This window comes from Geomicrobium sp. JCM 19039, assembly GCF_000698145.1.
Classification (GTDB): domain Bacteria; phylum Bacillota; class Bacilli; order Bacillales; family Marinococcaceae; genus Geomicrobium_A.
The window spans coordinates 1-17,068 of the sequence record NZ_BAXB01000023.1 but is presented as its reverse complement, the minus strand read 5'-3'; the positions used below and the strand labels follow the sequence as shown (position 1 = coordinate 17,068).

The window sequence follows — 17,068 nt, the reverse complement described above, 5'->3', positions numbered from 1 at the left end:
TAATAAGCTTGTTCGTAATGTCACTCCTCTCTACTACAGCTTATATCGGCATTTTGCGTTTAGTATGGGGAGAAACCACATAGTAACTGCCTGAAGAAATGGACGTAGGCTTGACACTCTACCCTCTCACTTAGAAATGACACACGCTGCTTTCCCCTAATCCACAAAAATTGTAAACAAAAAACCGCCCATATCAACGGCGGTTTCCAGCGGAACAAATTCAAAGGTGACTATCGTTTGCGCATTCCATATGTGATTATGACTACGTGTGAGCAATAATGCGAAGTACGTGCAGTTCATTCAAGCTTTTTCTACTTTAAACAATAGCAAAAACACTTACGATGCCATCCTTATTACGATGGCTATATTATATGCGTGTTATTGAAGAGACAATGAAACGTTGTACCGTTGAAACGATAGCTCTATCTCTTCTTTTGTCTGTTTTAATTCATCAATAAAATGCTTCTCTTTCTTTTCATCAATTCGGTATTGCGGCCCTGAGACGGTAACGGAACCAGCAATACGACCTTTGTTAAAAATGGGCACGGCGACAGCGACCACATCCCGTGTGTATTCTCCATAGCTTAATGCGTAGCCTTTTTCACGAATGCGGTATAAATCTCTTTCAATTTCATCTCGGCTTGTCATCGTACTTTCCGTATACTGAACGAGCTCTTGTCCAAGAATAGATTGTATAAATGCATCTGGCATGTAGGCCAGAATTGAACGGTAGGAGGCACCCGCGTACAGCGGCGCTCGATCCCCGATAGCTACGGAAAACTTCACAGTATTATCGGCTTCTACAGCATCAAATGTGACCGCCTCTTGCTGATCGAGAACGGTCAAAAATGTAGATTCTCCTGTACGATCGCACAATTTCTTGAGCGAAGGATGAATGATGTCGCTTACATGAAAGCTGTCATACAATGTAATGCCTAACTCCCACACAGCAAATCCGAGTGAGTACTTTTTCGTAGCTTCATTTTTCTTCAAGAAATTCTCGGCCTCTAATGTTTCAAGCATCCGGTAGATTTTCGTATGGTTTTCATCAAGAGCTGTCGCCAACTCCTTACCTCCCATACCGGCTTCTCTTTTGTGAACATCCTGAGTACTTTTAGCGCCATACTTAGTGTTTTTAACAATGAAAACTCTCCTTTAAAGCTTATTCAACATTAGAGGACTTGAGTTGAACCTTACTCTTCAGAATAAAGATAATCAATGACCGCTGCAACATATACTTTACAGCACCGGACTATATCTTCGACTTTCACTTTCTCGTTGTATCCATGAATACTTGGCAGATAGGCAGGACCATATTGCAACACTGGAATGTAGTGATCTCTAAAATGGCGGGCATCACTGCTTGCCCATTGCATGACACCGTACGCTTCCTCGTTAGTCACATACGTAATGTTGTCAATAATTGCCCGACATACCGGATCTTCTGCAGGCGTGTGGTTGGCCACACTCTTAAAGCCGAATCGGTTCATTTCATAGCGAATGTCGAGTGCGTCTAGCTTTTCAGTAATTCGTTCGGTGACTTGTTCTTGAGAAATGCCAAACGGCAGGCGACAGTCAACTTCCACTGTGCAACTCTCAGGAATCATGTTCGATTTCGTCCCACCTTTTATCGTACCAATATTTACCGAGATATGCTCAAGTATCGGTTGAAAACCTTCACGATCGGTTTCTACTTCTCTCATGTAGCGTTGCGAACGCTCAATTAAATCTCTAACTTCTTCGGGAACTTGCACTTCCACGTCCCACAAGCCTTGGATTTCTTCTAAGGCTCTTATCATGTCTCGAATGGCATTCCCTCCAGCAAGCGGGGATAAGCTTCCGTGACCGGGTTCCCCGAAAACGTCAAGTCTGAACCAGTAAGCGCCTTTTTGACCGATTGTCGGGTTGTATCTCGATGATGGCTCAGCAATTAAACAACCATCTCCTTGTATGTGCCCATTTTTAAGAAGCCATGGAACACCGTATTCACCCCCTGTTTCTTCATCGGGAACAATGGCCAATGTGAGCTTACCAGGGAGCTGATGCCGAGTCGCTTGAGCGCTGTATAAGCAAAAAGGAGACCACCAAGCCCAGCCTTCATATCACTTGCGCCACGACCAAGCATCCAGCCGTCTTTTACTTCTCCTGAATTTGGATTCCAATCCCATTTGCTCAAATCGCCAGCTGGCACTACATCGGTATGACCGCAGAAGATCAGTTCTTTTCCTTCCTGTTCACCACTGAGTGTAGAGATAATGTTGAACATTTTATCTGCAGATTCCAACGAGTAGATGAAAGGTCGTGTTCGGCAAGATAGCTTTCAATATACTCTGTTATCCTCGTTGAATCTCCAGGTGGATTTTCACTCGGGATCTGAATAAGGTCACTAACAAGGCGAATGAGATCTTCTTTATGATCTTCAATCTCTTGTACAACTAAATCTTTCAGCGCTTCACGATTCATTACACATTCGCCTCACTTTTTACGTTTTGCAAGTGAGAAAGCGAACCATACATCGACGTGAGCCGCTGAAACTCATCAGCATTATACAATTCACATTGCCCATTCCCATAGCGCTTTGCCACTTCTAAACTAAAACGGACTACGTCATCAATATCCGTGACATGCGTTGCCCCTGTTCCGCAACCCGCTACTGCCGTTTCCGTTGTAATCGCTACACCAACAACCGGTTTATCCGTTGCAACCGCTGGCTGAAGAAGCTATTAATGTGGTACACGCCATTACCATAAGGGGTGATATCTTGTATGGTCACCGGTAGAGTCACTGGAAGTTTCCCTGCGGACTGTGTGTATACATCAAGGAGAGCTTCACTAACTCGCAAAATGTACCCTTCTTTAATGGTAGGTGTAATAGCAAAACCGCGATGATTTATGATGCGGTTTCCTTTTGTCGTATCTATAGAAAGAATGGCGTCCATTTCTTTATCTACTTCAAATGCATTCATCGTATGAATGCCCACTGGAGAACCCATAAACGGAACTGGGTCGTGAGGTTGTGTTGGAGCTGTCGGACAAATGTGTGTAGTAAAAATAACATCTCCGTCTAGTTCATCGCCTTTTTGAGTCATGCTAGTTAGCTTAGCAGCAGCAGCGAGTGCAGCAAGTGCCCCGTCACCGTCTGAGACAAATCCTTTCATCTCCGGACGCGCCCCAATCCCACCAACCTACCGATGACTTCCAAGCGTCGGGCGGCACCACCATTCTCTTTCCCATTTGTGCCCGGTACCACAATGCGCACAAATCCGTGGCACCCTTTTCACCTGTAATTGTTTTCACTGTAATTTCGGCAGCTGTCGGATGAATCTTACGTATATACTCTTCAACTTTTCCTCCGTTCACCTCAATATCGTCTAATAGTTCATACATTTCAAGCACGTGTTTTAAAGACATGTGTTATTCCTCCTCTTTTTTAATTAAGTGGCATGATGCGCGATGAGCTTCAGTTGTTTCAATTAAGGGCGGAGTTTCTGTTTTGCACTTGTCCATTACAAATGGACAACGCTCATGGAATGCACACCCTGGTGGTGGAGCAATCGGACTTGGCACATTTCCAGTCAAGATAATGCGCTCTTTGTTTTCATAAGGGCTTTCAACGGGAATCGCAGAGAGCAGCGCTTGTGTGTACGGATGTTTTGGCGAATGATAAATCTCTTCATAACTTCCAATTTCCACAATTTTCCCGAGATACATAACGGCAATTCGATCACACATGTATCGCACGACGTTTAGGTCGTGTGAGATGAAGATGTACGTTAGTTGGAATTGCTTTTGCAAATCTTTTAGCAAATTTATCACTTGCGCTTGTACGGAAACATCAAGTGCCGAGACCGGTTCGTCACAAATAATGAGTTCCGGATTTAAGGTTAGCGCCCGAGCGATGTTAATGCGCTGTCGCTGGCCACCTGAAAATTCATGCGCATAGCGATTTTGATAGCGAGGGTTTAATCCGACAATCTCTAATAGTTCAGCAACACGTCTTTTTCTAGAAACCGAATCCCCTACACCGTGAATGACGAGTGGTTCTTCAATCAATTGACCCACTCTCTTTCTTGGATCAAGGGAGGCATAAGGATCTTGAAACACCATTTGGATGTTCTTGCGAACCGTTCGCAAATCTCTTTTTGATAAGGAAACGAGATCTTTATTCTTAAAATTCATCTCGCCTTCCGTTGGTGAGATTAGGCGGTTGATTAATCTGGCTAACGTCGACTTTCCACATCCTGATTCACCTACGATGCCTAGCGTCTCTCCGGGCATCACATGAAAATTAACATTATCAACAGCCTTTACGCTTTGGCGGCTAGGCACAAATGGGATCGTCCCTTTGACAGGGAAGTGTTTCTTAACCTGCTTAACTTCCAGTAGCGGATGCCCCAATATTTGCCTCCTCCTTTCTTGTTAGTTCTGACGTATCGGTTTGGAAATGACATGCCACTTCATGACCATCTTCAATCGCAACCCTAGCAGGTTTTGATTCCCTGCAAATCTCCTCAACATATGGACAACGATCAGCAAAAGGGCAGCCCTGCACGTCAAAGCTTAAATCTGGCGGGCTACCAGGTATAGCAGGCAATACCTCTTGGCTATTCTGGTCACTCGCAATTTGTGAATCTAACAGCCCCCACGTGTACGGGTGCAACGGTTTATCATACACTTGGCGTACAGACCCACGCTCCATTACTTGCCCGGCATACATCACGATAATGGAATCGCACGTTTCCCAAACCACTCCCAGATCATGTGTGATCATCATAATGGCCATCCCAAACTCACGCTGTAAATCTTTCATGAGCGCAAGTATTTGAGCTTGCACAGTCACATCCAAGGCAGTCGTCGGTTCGTCTGCGATGAGCAATTGAGGTTGACAAGATAGCGCAATCGCAATCATCACTCGTTGTCGCATCCCACCAGAGAATTCATGAGGATACATTTTTAGACGCTGCTTAGCTGCAGGAATGCCAACGAGCTCCAACATTCGCAACGACTCTTGTTTAGCTTCTCGTTTGGACAAGTTTTTGTGAATTCGAATGGACTCCATTAGTTGATGCCCCACCGTAAAAACAGGATTCAAACTTGTGGTTGGATCTTGAAAAATCATTGACATTTCATTGCCACGAAGCTTTCGCATCTTCGATTCATTTAATTGACTAATGTCTTGACCCTTATAAACAATACTTCCACTTGTAATTCGACCTGGAGGATTTGGAATAAGGCGCATAGCAGCAGATGCCGTCACGCTTTTTCCTGACCCTGACTCTCCTACGATGCCTAAAGTTTCGTTTTGATGAAGCGAAAAAGACACACCGTTTATTGCTTTTGTCACAATCGAACCGGTTTTAAATTCGACAAACAAATCCTCTACCCGTAATAGTTCCTCACCCATATATTCTCACCTCACTTAGATCTTCATTTTCGGGTCGAGTGCATCCCGCAAACCATCACCGAATAAATTAATAGAAAGCACCGTAATTAAAATAGCAAGTCCTGAGATTGTTGCGAGCTCAGGGTTCAAAACAAGATAGTCTTTGCCTTCCTGCAGCATACTGCCCCAAGATGCTGTCGGAGGTTGAACACCTAAGCCAAGAAAGCTAAGCGAGGCTTCAGAAATAATGGCTCCTGCCACTGCCATCGTTGCATAAACAATTAATGGTGCAATGCTGTTTGGAAGTACATGATGAAAAATAATACGGGTATTTTTAGCACCAAGTGAGCGTGTCACATCAATGTAATCGGCTTCTTTCACAGAAAGTACTTGTCCGCGCACTACGCGAGCAAAACCTGGAATGTTAGCAATACCAATTGCAAAAATAACGTTCATCAAGCCTTGTCCAAAAACGGTCATGAGCACGATCGCGAGCAAGATGAAGGGAAATGCCATCATTCCATCCATAATTCGCATAATGATGGCATCAATCTTCCCGCCGAAATAGCCAGAGATAACTCCGAGCAATGAGCCGAAAACTGCCCCGAATACGACAGCAGCTACACCAACAATTAATGAAATGCGAGCACCGTATATGATACGGCTGAATGTATCGCGCCCGTAGCTGTCCGTCCCGAGCAAATGTCCCATCTCTCCTGGTCCAAGCAATGTTCTCGTTACATCCATTTGATGAGGTGGGTGAGTAGCGATCCACGGGGCAAAAATAGCAGTAAAAACGAGAACAATCATGACGAAAAAACCAAAAGCAGCCAACTTGTTGCGGAGCAGCTTTCTCATGAACGATTGTTCTTTCTGTGCCCGCTTGTATTGTTCTTCATAGAGCAATTCACGATCTGAAGCTGTCTCGTTGTGCACTATTTCCCACCTCCTGTATCCAAGTTTACTTTCGGGTTCACAACTTTATAGAGAATGTCGACTATGAGATTGATAACCACATAGATGATGGCAATAAACAAGACCGTACTTTGTACAACCATGTAATCACGTCGTTCAATTGCATCTACGATCAGCAGCCCCATCCCAGGCCAGCTAAAAATTGTCTCTGTTAGAACTGCACCTCCAAGCAAGTTTGAAAATTGTAGGCCGATGACCGTCAGTAGCGGGGTAAGTGCATTTTTTAGCCCATGTTTGCAAATGACAAAGAATTCATGCACACCTTTTGAACGTGCAGCTTTAATGTAATCTTGAGAAACTACTTCCAACATGCTGGAGCGAATGATTCTAGCAAACTCTGCCGCAGGAATTGTAGCGAGCGCAATACTCGGCAATATGAGATGTCTTAAACCTGCCCACAAACCATCGTCAAATGATCCCATCCCTGTCGCTGGCAGCCAACCTAGGTTGACACTGAAAAAGAGCACAAGCATGAGACCAAGCCAGAAAATTGGCATACTCACTCCCACAAGTGAGAACGTTGTTACTAAATAATCAATAAACGAGTTTTGTCTTTTTGCAGCGATAATTCCAGCAGGGACACCAATCACCATGGCAATGACTAATGCACTGAGTGCCAACAAAATCGTATTTGGAAACCGCTCTATCAACAATGTAATGACCGGCTGGTTGTACGTGAGTGAGTTTCCAAAATCAAATGTAATGAGGTTGATTATGTATTGGAAAAATTGAGAGATTATTGGGTCGTTCAATCCTAACTGTTGAGCGTATGCTTCAATATCCTCAACACTCGCTTGTGGACCGAGCAGAACCGCCGCTGGATTCCCTGGCATAATTCGAGTAATTAAGAAAACAATGATAGCGACAACGAGCAACGTAGGAACGATTTGCAATACCCTGCGCAACAGAAAACCTTTCATAATATCCCCCTTTTATTCTTTATATGAATATACATTTTACATAGTGAATTGAACAAATCTTATCACTCGATTAAACGGTTGTAAATAGAAGATTCATAAAATTATTAAGAGAAACTACATTTCTTGTTAGATTATCTTTTATTCTTACTCAACATCAACCGATAATCTTCTATATTATTGGTTGATTCATTATTTTTTCTCGTTGACAAAAAATTATAAATTCTTATAGACAATAATGATTTTTTTGATAGTTTAAGTGTACTTCACTATAGTTCATTATAAGAATTATCATTTCACTATTAGAATAAAACGGGAAGGAAGTTGAGAAGAATGAACAAGAAAGCGCTTTTCTCATTAACTGCAGGATCATTACTGCTCGTGATGAGTGCCTGTTCAGACTCATCATCAGAAGAAGCCAGTGGATCAGAGGAGGCAGGCGGGGGACAACTAAACATCGGACTCGCTTCAAATGCAAGTACGCTCGACCCAATTCTTTACACCGGAGTGTATGAATCACAAATTATGCGCTCCGTAGCGGATACGCTAATCGTATATGACAAGGATATGCAAGATTTCAGTCCATCACTTGCTACTGAGTGGGAAGTGGCTGATGATATGATGAGCTATACCTTCACCTTACGAGATGATGTTCATTTTCAGGAAGGAGAGTACCAGGATGGTCGTCTTATGATGGCGGAAGATGTGCAGTATAGCCTGGAGCGTTCTGCTAATGAGTCAACCCAAAATCGTTTGAATGGCGTAGAATCTGTTGAAATTACCGGAGATCACGAAGTGGTTGTTCATTTGGCTGAACCCAATTCTGCCCTACTTGCCATGCTTACAGATCAAGGAAACATCATCATTCCTGAAGAAGAAGTTGAGGGATGGGGTGACCAGTTCGGCGCAAACCTTATCGGCACCGGACCATTTGTGCTCGACAATTGGCAAACCGATCAGCAAGTCGATCTGACCAGACATGACAATTACTGGGGCGAAACCCCAAATTTAGATGGGGTTAGCTTTACGTTTATTTCTGACCAATCAATGATGACGAACGCACTCCGTTCTGGTGATATCGACATCGCGACGAATGTCCAAGGCAAAGCCGGGAAGTCATTGAGCAAGACAGTGAGCTGGAACTCCTTTCTGTGCCGGGGCTATCGATCACGTATCTAGATATGAACTATGAAACCGGACCCACTGCGGATCCAAAGGTTCGTGAAGCAATGTATAAAGCAACCAATGTGGAGGAGATCGTTCAAGGAGTCCATCAGTATGGTGGAGCAACGATGTCCTATGCACCACTTCCTCAAGAATCATGGGGATATGATGATTCGCTTGAATCCTTAAAGCCCGAATATGATCCAGAAGAAGCACGCAACATTCTGGATGACACCGACTACGCAGGCGGATTTTCAATTGATTTGTATGTATTGGAAACACGCTCTAACTACGCAACCATCTTTCAGAACCAAATGAAAGAAAACTTAAACATCGACGTGAATGTGAATGTATCCGAGTGGGGGACATTAACGGATACTGTTGCAAGTGGACAAGCACCGCTCAATATTGGCGGGTGGTCTTGGTACCCAGATCCGTATTTCTTCTTAAACCAACGTTTTCACTCTGACCAAGTTGGTTCTAATGGCAACGGCAAAGCCTATTCGAATCCTGATGTTGATGCCCTTCTTGACGAAGCACTTACTGATACCGGCGATCAAGAAGAGAGAACCGCGCTTTACCAAGAAGCTATGGATATTATTATGAGTGAGTTCGCGAGCATTGAACTCGACAATATTGATATCGCAACAGCTATTCACCCAAAAGTTGAAGGATTCCACCTTTCACCGGACGGGTCTATCTACGTGACAAGTCCTAACGGCATTAATCTATCTATTTCCGAATAACTGACATACGGAAGGGGCTCATCCGTAGCTTCCTTCCTGCTTTTATATAATCAAAGGAGATTTTCTATGAAAGAAACCATTGGCGTCATCACGATTGGTCAAGCACCGCGGCTAGATTTCACCGCTGACCTACGAACGATACTATCTGATCAAGCCGACGTAATTGAACAGGGTGTATTGGATGGATTAAGCATGGACGAGATCCATGCACTTTCACCCTCACCAGGTAATGGGGAAACATTGCTTGTTTCCCGTCTTTACAATGGTGAGCAAGTGATGTTATCAAAACAAAAAATCTTGCCGCGCATTGAGCTTATCATTCATCAAATGAACGAAACGCCTATAAAAATGATTATTCTTGCTTGCACTGGGGAGTTTCCAGCTTTTCCATCTCGTGTACCTGTTCTTTACCCCGATTTAATCCTTACCCATACTGTTAAAGGGTTGCTGCACGAGGCTCGTGATGTAGATGTCGTCATGCCAAAAGAAGAACAAGCTGCTGCAAGCGCGAAGAAATGGAATCGTCTAGGTCTAAACGTGCACCCTATGATCTGTTCTCCATATGAATACACAACATCGAATATGCTTATGCTGTTAAAGATAACGCCAGAACCCCGTCAAAGCTCATTGTCCTTGATTGCATGGGTTACTCTACAGCAATGAAGAATGACATTCGCCATCATACAAATAAGAACATCCTTGTATCACGTAATCTCGTATTCCGTTATGCAGCCGAGTTGTTATAATTAAGCATTTATGCCACACCTTGCAATTATGAATGGTAAACAATCTTTAAACCTTATTCTGATTTGTAGCTCACCACTCTCGAACCATAACAAACCACCCTGGATGGGGCGGTGTTATGGCTGTTCAATGATGAATGTGGCCTGTTGGTCGACGTTTAGTGGAGTAGTGACGCGGTTGGTGTACGGGTTGTTTTCCGTCTCAATTGCTGTCCAGTCTGAACCGTCGAGCTGTTTGATTTGTAGGTCCCACTGGTCACCAATGTCATCTTCATTTTTGTACCAGTTGAGGTCGTTGTTTGTGTTCTGGTAGTAAAGAGATAGCTCGCCGTCTAGGTCTGTTTCACCTAAATCAATTGTGTACGCTCGCTGGACTCCATTAATTTCTTGGTTATCGTCACTAATAGAGATACGGATCTCTCCAGGGTTGTGCACCTGTTCAACATCAATCTTTCCGATGACGAAGCCGTTTGCATTCGTAAAGTAAATATCCCCATTTTCATCGGCTTCCACAGCACGAACGACGTCTCTCGTACTCGTATCATCGAGTAACCCTAGCTGATACTGAATGTTTTCGTATCGCAACGGAATGAACTCACGTACAGCCTCGATTTGTGCTTCATAATCACTGATATCTGTAAAGTGATTCTGAGGGTGGAGCACAAAGCCGCCTGGCTCTGCAGGGTTCGTTTGCACACTCGCTGACGAGCGCGCTTCATAACGATCAATTCGCTCATTCATGTCTGCTTCGTCGAAATGGTCCATTAGCTCGAGCAGCCGTTGTTCAAAGTGTTCAACAATCTCTGGCGTCTCAAGCATCTTCTCAATGAGAACGTTGTCCCAACCAGACGTCAGCCCGTAATCGTAGCGATAATAGTTGTTCAGCGTACCGACTTCTGTACGGGAATGTGAACCGAACGTCAAGTCTTTGTCCCAAGGGATGAACGTCCATGTGGCGTTCGGGTCTTCATCATCCAAATACCACCAATAGTCATCTCCGAAGGCATCCATATCACCGACGATAAAGTGAAGCGCTAACCAATCAATCACTTGATCGGCGTTCATCTCTTCGTAGAACTTCGCCGCAAACTCGGCACCAGCCGGGGTGTCATGAACCCACGTAATCAATTCCGCAACCGCATCCCAATTCGGATCGCCACGGTAATCAAACACGTCCTCCAAAAAAGTCGCATTGTCTTCAACGTTGTGCAGATTGTACGCAAACGTCGAGTTTAACTCATGATCTTCATGTTCGCGAATGCGGTCACGAATGAGCGTGCCGTCGCCATTTAAGCCATTCGCTTCCAGCAAATCACTATCAATCCGCTCGACGTGTGTATACAATCCTTCATAATGATCATTAATGAACAGGTTTAAATATTCCGTGCGCGGCGCTGGAAGGCCAAGATCACGGAAAAGCTCAAATGACAACTGATCGCGCATCATCGACGAATCGCTGTAGTTTGCATTCAAATTGAGGCGATTGCTCCCAAATAAGAATGGTTGATCGTCTTCGAAACGAACGTTAAATGATTTCTTATCCACATATCTTGTGGAATTTCCTCGAAAGCGAAGACCTCCGTCCAACTGGAGCAAGTCATTGCTTTCGGGGTGTAGCTTCACATATGCAGGCAAGCGATCATCATCGTCAGGGTCACGCTCGTACAACTCTTCGACGTCCTCATTACCCATATGAATATAAAGCGGTTGAATATCTTGGGCAAGAATGTGCTCCTCAACCTCAGTGCGCCCAGTAAATGTCTCTTCTGGCACCTCTTCTATAGTTTCCTCTTCCTCCGGCAACTCCTCACTTTCACTCACACCGCCTGAGGTACAAGCCGCAAGTAAAACGACAGAAGAAGCCGTTAGCCACATGGCTCTTTTCTTCATGGTGATTTCACCATCCTTCGTACAAATTATCCTCTTCGCATTATACACGAATCATGCAACCCTTTACATATAAAAATGTATAAATAATGGAAAAAAACTGTCGAATTCCCATCTTCCCTTCTCCCGCTAGATCACGTAAAATATCGTGTAGATGAGGAGATGAACGTAGATGAATCAAATACCCCAGCGCATCGTGCGCTCCCTACAAAACAATTGGCTCGGCATCGTTCTCATGATCGCTGCTTCATTCTCAACAGCGATCGGACAATTTCTATGGAAGCTTTCCGGTGCAGAAATCAACGTGGAGCTCATCGCTGGGTTTATGTTGTACGGCGCTGGCGCCGTTCTTATGATCATTGCCTTTCGATTTGGCGCATTGTCCGTATTGCATCCGCTGCTTAGCATCGGCTATGTCGTCGCTGTATTTCTTGGCGTATTCTTCTTGCAAGAAACGTTGTCCATCGCAAATGTAGCCGGCACAATTCTAATCGTGTGTGGCGCGGTGTTCATTGGAGGTGGCGATCATTAGTTGGATTGGCCTTATCCTCGTATTCACACTGCTTGGCTCCATCGGGGCTTACTTCTTTAAACGGGCAACGAGCCAGGGCATCGGATTGCACCGAACATTTATCATGAACTTAAGTATAGGCGCTGGGTTTTACGGGTTCGGGGCACTGCTCAACATTTACGTGCTGCAGTTTCTCCCCCTCACCGTCGTGTTCCCGCTCACATCCATCACGTACTTATGGACATTCATCATCTCCTACTTGTTCCTTAAAGAAGCCATTACCGGCAGGAAACTTGTTGGTGCCATCTTCATCCTTGTCGGAGCCTGGCTATTAGTCCTATAATTTGTAAACAATTGTGTGTGCTTGTCAACGGGTTTTGTTATACTAATAAAGGCATTTAGTCACAGAAGAACGGGGTGTACCACCATGCACATAGCCATATTAATTCCCTGCTATAACGAAGAACAGACCATCGGTGCCGTCATTGACGAGTTCCAAAGCGAACTGCCTGACGCAGCCATTTACGTATACGACAACAACTCAAAAGACAAGACATCAGAAGTTGCCCTCGCCCATGGAGCAATCGTAAGAACCGAAACCCGCCAAGGCAAAGGTTTGTGCTCCGCTCCATGTTTCGCGACATCGACGCCGATTGCTACGTCGTCGTTGATGGCGACCTTACCTACCCAGCAACTTTCGTTCACGAGCTCATCGAACCCGTTATACAAGGTAACGCAAACATGGTCATCGGTGACCGGTTATCAAACGGTACATACACCGACGAGAACAAACGCGCCTTCCATGACTTAGGAAACAATCTCGTAAAGAATACGATTAACTTCCTATACAAGAGCGACGTGAAAGACATTATGACAGGTTATCGGGCGTTTGATCCGTTATTCGTAAAAACGATGCCGGTCATGAGTCCAGGCTTTGAGATCGAAACGGAAATGACGATTCATGCGTTGGACAAGCGTCTGAATGTGAAAGAAGTACCCATTGACTACCAAGACCGGCCAGAAGGCAGTGAATCGAAACTGAACACGTATTCGGACGGGTTCAAAGTGTTGCGTAAGATCTTCACATTGTTCAAAGAATACAAACCGCTTTCTTTTTTCACGATTTGGAGTGTTCTTTTTCTTGTGCTCGGTTTAGCTGCTGGAATTCCTGTCATTGTTGAGTTTGTGCAGACGCAATTTGTGGAGAAGGTGCCATCGGCGATTCTTGCGGTCGGTCTGATTGTGCTTAGTGTGCTGTCGCTCATATGCGGCTCATTCTGGACACGGTTGCGTCGAGTCAGAAGAAGCAGTATGAGGTTGAGTTGAACCGGATTGCAAGTGATTTGAGGCGTGAGCGCCGATGAAGCGTTTATTGATTTATGTTGCGCTCGCTGTCGTCCTTGGCCTCGTGAGCGGACGTGCTGTGCTCACGTTGTTTGAGCCGGTGTACGCTACGTGGGAAAGTCAACCTTCACGGGTCGTCATCTTTTCGTTCGTCTTTGTTGTGCTCTACTTATTATTCTTCCATCATTTGTATCATGAGGGCCGACGGTTTTTGACCGATGCGCTCCGACCGTTACGTGTCATTGTCATCGCGGTCATGACGTTTCTTTTCTATTTCAGCACCGCCGGAGAAATGGCGCACTTGGACGTGGAAGGAAGCGTCGGCGTGTGGCCAGTCGCACTCATAGCCATCGCTACATATATCGTGCTCGTCTGGACGATTTTGTTTACGATCATAAATACCGATTGGCGGGTCGGTTGGCAACGAGAACAGCCGTCTCGCCTCGTGATCCTTTGGTTCGCGATTCCCGTTGTCGTAATGGGCCTCGTCTATTGGCTTGGATTCTTCCCAGGTCCAATGACGCCAGACTCATTCCACCATTGGCGCCAATCGCTCGACTATGACTTTAGCAACTGGCACCCGATGATTTATACGACACTCACGATCATTCTGACATCGTTTTGGGACAACCCTGCGGTCGTCACCTTGTTCCAAGTGTTCGTTCTCGCCGCCGTGTACGGCTATGCGATGTATTCATTACGCCGCATCGGCTTGCCTTACGTACCACTCATTATTGCCACACTCGGCTTCATTTTGTTGCCCGCCGCTGGCATCTACGTGGTCACATTTTGGAAAGACGTGCTCTATAGCGTGTTCCTCATGCTATTCACCGTGTTCTTTATGAACATCGTCATGTCCAGAGGTGCGTGGCTCGGGTCTTGGCGAAGTGTCGCCATCCTGACGCTCACCATGTTGTTGCTTGCCTTTTTCCGCAATAACGGACTGCCGATTGCCGTCGTCTCGCTCATCGTGCTCGGCGTGTTCTACTTCCAGTACTGGCGCCGCATCGTCACACCAATCGTCATCACGGTTGCCACGTATATGATTATCACCGGGCCGGTATTTGATGCAATGGACGTGAACGCTGCACAAACGATCGAGTCATTGAGCATTCCGCACCAACAGATCGGCTACATTCTGACGAACGACGGCGATCTCACCGATGAGCAGCTGGAGTACCTTGACAGCCTAATGCCAATTGAAGAATGGCAAGAAGCTTATCATCCATTTTTATCGGATCATATCAAGTTCAATCCGCAGCTCGATCGGGAACAACTCGCTGATGAAATCCCGCTCTATATTCAGAATTGGGCCGGCGTCGTTGCGCGGAACTTCGGCCTCGCCGTCGATGGCTACTTGTTGCAAACATCCGTCGTCTGGCAAATTCACGAGCCCGAACGGGCGTACACCGCCGCTTATGCATCCGACGTGTTAGACAACCCGCACGGCTTAGAAATGAACCCCGTCAGCGAACGTCTACACACCGAGCTGATGAGCTATCTCGAATATACCGAAGAGTACACCCTTGAGCTCCTTTGGCGCCCTGCCCTCTTCGCCTTGCTGCTCATACTTATTACCGCAGCAGGTGTAATCAAGAACGGCATGACTGCACTCGTTGTCAGCGCCCCGGTGCTGCTCAATTGGGCGACGATGCTTGCAGCCATACCGGCCCAAGACTTCCGCTATCTACTCGGAAACTACTTTATTCTATTCGTGGTTGCTCTGTTCTCGCTCGGAAACTACCGTCGCGAATGATCGAACCCCGCACGCAACGTGCGGGGGTTTTTGTGTGATGGGAGCGGGGTGGCGGGGCGTCACGTGCACAGCCTAGCACCTCAAGATTCGGTGCGGCTGCATGTTGAGACTTGGAGCGAGGAATAAGGCTCAATTTGTTACCGAGTTTGGGGAGTCTGTTCTCATGTTGGGCATGAGTTTACGTTGAACGGAAAAATGAAACGAACTAGAGCATAGATGGTATTAACTAGGTAACAGTTTCAAGGCAATACCATGCTAACGTGCTATGACCTGTCGACCACAGCGGCGCGGATCGTGCACAGCCTAGCACCTCAATCTGCGCGCTAGTTTAGTCTTTCTGCGCGCTAGTTTGCTGTTATCGACGATTCTAGTGCGCATTTCGCAAAACTTGCGCGCAGTTCCTTCCAACTTGCGCGCAGATTGATGCCAAACGACTGGCAACCTGTCAGCCCTGCGGGGCCGAACGAAACCGGTCCGGGTTCGGCGCTGCTCACGCCAACAGGAATTTGGGGTTTCTGCTAGAGAGATGGTGCAAGACCTTACACTCCGTCAATCTGCGCGCTAGTTTAATCATTTCAACCCCTTTAGTACACACTTCTGCTAAACTTTCGCGCACTTTGAACCTATTGACACGAAACTGGTTGAAAAGTTCCATCATCACCATGCTCATCCTCTTGTTCGTAGACACCCTTTCCATCATCCGCCTAAAGAATAAACGTATTACCCTGTTTCTTTACACTTTCTCTTCCCATTTTATTAGCCATCTTCACCTGATTTGATCCTACTTCTTATAGAACGACAAAAATGGCATTGTTAACTGACCCTATTTGTGGGTTTTTAACAATGCCTTAAAATGTTGTTTGTTGATGTCAAAGCTTCGCTTTGCGCTTTACAGATGCCTCCGGAAAGAAAAGAAGCTGCAGTGATTCAGGTAATCATACCTAGTATACCCCTATCTTAATTACTCAATTTAGTTTTAACAATTCGTAAATGTATCTATTTAAGGTGTTAGTTTAGCATAAACTCTAAAAGGAAATAGTCTGCTCAAACCGTCTTCTATTTGTTTGTTGCTTTGTAAATATAACATCGTTTTGTTATGTATTCTTTCTGCTTCGGTGAAGTGTAGGTGGACAATGCTAGTTCCTTTTTTTATTTCATCTAACTCTACTATTTCTAAATTCTCTTCTTGTACATCACTTGTAATGGTACTTTCATAGAAGTGACCACTATCGGAAACTTCATAATAGATATCATCATTTTCACTCTTACTTAAATAAAAATGATTATCTGCAAGGGTAAATTTTGAATCGTTTTCAATTCTTACAATCGCTATTAACTCATTAGTTGTCTCCTGAATCTGCAAAACAGAGATATCGACCTCTTCAAATATTACTTTGTTACTTTCATCGGTATTATAAATAATGAAAAATATCATGAAACTAATGATGACTATTGCTCCTAAAATAGTTTTTCTAATAATGTTCTCACCTCTTATTCGTTAACGAATTTTAATCAAAAAATTGTTACGCAAAGGAAAAAACCTCTTTGCATAACGTTGCTCCCCTCGGTGTAAACCCTTAACAACCAGTAATCATCAGGGTATTATAGGTTTCACCATTCTGCCATCAATTGTTACCCGATTG

The 17,068-nt window shown here is 45.0% G+C and carries 14 protein-coding genes and 3 pseudogenes; 8 read left to right on the top strand and 9 right to left on the bottom strand.

Going from position 1 to position 17,068, the window contains the following annotated elements; translation table 11 throughout:
• Window positions 1-378 precede the first annotated feature (378 nt).
• The 7 genes and pseudogenes from JCM19039_RS17310 to JCM19039_RS17280 form a co-directional block, all read right to left on the bottom strand.
• Window positions 379-1,065 (bottom strand): IclR family transcriptional regulator, encoded by a 687-nt coding sequence (locus JCM19039_RS17310; RefSeq protein ID WP_238545115.1) that lies wholly within the window; start codon window positions 1,063-1,065, stop codon window positions 379-381.
• Between the two features lie 128 nt (window positions 1,066-1,193).
• Window positions 1,194-2,463: pseudogene (locus tag JCM19039_RS17305) on the bottom strand (M20 family metallopeptidase).
• Window positions 2,463-3,410: pseudogene (locus JCM19039_RS17300) on the bottom strand (DUF1177 domain-containing protein). Before JCM19039_RS17300 ends, JCM19039_RS17305 begins: the two co-directional pseudogenes overlap by 1 nt.
• A gap of 3 nt (window positions 3,411-3,413) precedes the next feature.
• Window positions 3,414-4,397 carry an ABC transporter ATP-binding protein gene (locus JCM19039_RS17295; protein WP_042429532.1) on the bottom strand — a complete coding sequence of 328 codons (984 nt, stop codon included), beginning with the start codon at window positions 4,395-4,397 and terminating at the stop codon, window positions 3,414-3,416.
• The gene (locus JCM19039_RS17290; protein ID WP_042429530.1) at window positions 4,372-5,403 is read right to left on the bottom strand and encodes an ABC transporter ATP-binding protein; all 1,032 of its coding nucleotides are present in this window, start codon (window positions 5,401-5,403) and stop codon (window positions 4,372-4,374) included. The genes JCM19039_RS17295 and JCM19039_RS17290 overlap by 26 nt, the downstream gene beginning before the upstream one ends.
• A gap of 15 nt (window positions 5,404-5,418) precedes the next feature.
• Window positions 5,419-6,240 carry an ABC transporter permease gene (locus JCM19039_RS17285; RefSeq protein WP_081834590.1) on the bottom strand — a complete coding sequence of 274 codons (822 nt, stop codon included), beginning with the start codon at window positions 6,238-6,240 and terminating at the stop codon, window positions 5,419-5,421.
• A gap of 77 nt (window positions 6,241-6,317) precedes the next feature.
• Entirely contained in the window at window positions 6,318-7,277 is a 960-nt protein-coding gene (locus tag JCM19039_RS17280) for an ABC transporter permease (protein ID WP_042429526.1), read from the bottom strand.
• 330 nt (window positions 7,278-7,607) lie between these two features.
• Here JCM19039_RS17280 and JCM19039_RS27505 point away from each other — a divergent pair, with 330 nt between their 5' ends.
• The 4 genes from JCM19039_RS27505 (at window position 7,608) to JCM19039_RS28160 (ending at window position 9,930) form a co-directional block, all read left to right on the top strand.
• Entirely contained in the window at window positions 7,608-8,453 is an 846-nt protein-coding gene (locus JCM19039_RS27505; RefSeq protein WP_307190290.1) for an ABC transporter substrate-binding protein, read from the top strand.
• Entirely contained in the window at window positions 8,426-9,184 is a 759-nt protein-coding gene (locus JCM19039_RS27500) for an ABC transporter substrate-binding protein (RefSeq protein ID WP_307190289.1), read from the top strand. The genes JCM19039_RS27505 and JCM19039_RS27500 overlap by 28 nt, the downstream gene beginning before the upstream one ends.
• A gap of 66 nt (window positions 9,185-9,250) precedes the next feature.
• Window positions 9,251-9,847, top strand: a complete 597-nt coding sequence (locus JCM19039_RS17270; RefSeq protein WP_052398898.1) for an AroM family protein — start codon at window positions 9,251-9,253, stop codon at window positions 9,845-9,847.
• Complete coding sequence (locus tag JCM19039_RS28160) at window positions 9,826-9,930, top strand: AroM family protein (RefSeq protein ID WP_081834586.1); 105 nt, start codon at window positions 9,826-9,828, stop codon at window positions 9,928-9,930. Before JCM19039_RS17270 ends, JCM19039_RS28160 begins: the two co-directional genes overlap by 22 nt.
• 114 nt (window positions 9,931-10,044) lie before the next feature.
• Here JCM19039_RS28160 and JCM19039_RS17265 read toward each other — a convergent pair whose 3' ends face one another.
• Window positions 10,045-11,817: a CotH kinase family protein gene (locus JCM19039_RS17265; protein WP_042429525.1), complete on the bottom strand. Its 1,773-nt coding sequence runs from the start codon at window positions 11,815-11,817 to the stop codon at window positions 10,045-10,047.
• 169 nt (window positions 11,818-11,986) lie between these two features.
• On the opposite strand from JCM19039_RS17265, the gene JCM19039_RS17260 reads away from it, so the two are divergent.
• The 4 genes and pseudogenes from JCM19039_RS17260 (at window position 11,987) to JCM19039_RS17245 (ending at window position 15,425) form a co-directional block, all read left to right on the top strand.
• Window positions 11,987-12,346, top strand: a complete 360-nt coding sequence (locus JCM19039_RS17260) for a membrane protein (protein ID WP_042398748.1) — start codon at window positions 11,987-11,989, stop codon at window positions 12,344-12,346.
• Window positions 12,333-12,668 (top strand): EamA family transporter, encoded by a 336-nt coding sequence (locus JCM19039_RS17255; protein WP_042429522.1) that lies wholly within the window; start codon window positions 12,333-12,335, stop codon window positions 12,666-12,668. The genes JCM19039_RS17260 and JCM19039_RS17255 overlap by 14 nt, the downstream gene beginning before the upstream one ends.
• Window positions 12,669-12,752: 84 nt before the next feature.
• Window positions 12,753-13,689: pseudogene (locus JCM19039_RS17250) on the top strand (glycosyltransferase family 2 protein).
• Entirely contained in the window at window positions 13,686-15,425 is a 1,740-nt protein-coding gene (locus JCM19039_RS17245) for a DUF6020 family protein (RefSeq protein ID WP_042429520.1), read from the top strand. The pseudogene JCM19039_RS17250 and the gene JCM19039_RS17245 overlap by 4 nt, the downstream one beginning before the upstream one ends.
• A gap of 1,000 nt (window positions 15,426-16,425) precedes the next feature.
• Here JCM19039_RS17245 and JCM19039_RS17240 read toward each other — a convergent pair.
• Window positions 16,426-16,860 (bottom strand): hypothetical protein, encoded by a 435-nt coding sequence (locus JCM19039_RS17240; protein WP_042429517.1) that lies wholly within the window; start codon window positions 16,858-16,860, stop codon window positions 16,426-16,428.
• Window positions 16,861-17,068 lie beyond the last annotated feature (208 nt).

Bases quoted from the DNA above. Each gene is read 5' to 3' on its own strand.
- JCM19039_RS17290 (WP_042429530.1), bottom strand. From the start codon at position 5,403: ATGGGTGAGGAACTATTACGGGTAGAGGATTTGTTTGTCGAATTTAAA.
- JCM19039_RS17285 (WP_081834590.1), bottom strand. From the start codon at position 6,240: ATGAGAAAGCTGCTCCGCAACAAGTTGGCTGCTTTTGGTTTTTTCGTC.
- JCM19039_RS17280 (WP_042429526.1), bottom strand. From the start codon at position 7,277: ATGAAAGGTTTTCTGTTGCGCAGGGTATTGCAAATCGTTCCTACGTTG.
- JCM19039_RS27505 (WP_307190290.1), top strand. From the start codon at position 7,608: ATGAACAAGAAAGCGCTTTTCTCATTAACTGCAGGATCATTACTGCTC.
- JCM19039_RS17270 (WP_052398898.1), top strand. From the start codon at position 9,251: ATGAAAGAAACCATTGGCGTCATCACGATTGGTCAAGCACCGCGGCTA.
- JCM19039_RS28160 (WP_081834586.1), top strand. From the start codon at position 9,826: ATGGGTTACTCTACAGCAATGAAGAATGACATTCGCCATCATACAAAT.
- JCM19039_RS17265 (WP_042429525.1), bottom strand. From the start codon at position 11,817: ATGAAGAAAAGAGCCATGTGGCTAACGGCTTCTTCTGTCGTTTTACTT.
- JCM19039_RS17260 (WP_042398748.1), top strand. From the start codon at position 11,987: ATGAATCAAATACCCCAGCGCATCGTGCGCTCCCTACAAAACAATTGG.
- JCM19039_RS17245 (WP_042429520.1), top strand. From the start codon at position 13,686: ATGAAGCGTTTATTGATTTATGTTGCGCTCGCTGTCGTCCTTGGCCTC.
- JCM19039_RS17240 (WP_042429517.1), bottom strand. From the start codon at position 16,860: ATGATATTTTTCATTATTTATAATACCGATGAAAGTAACAAAGTAATA.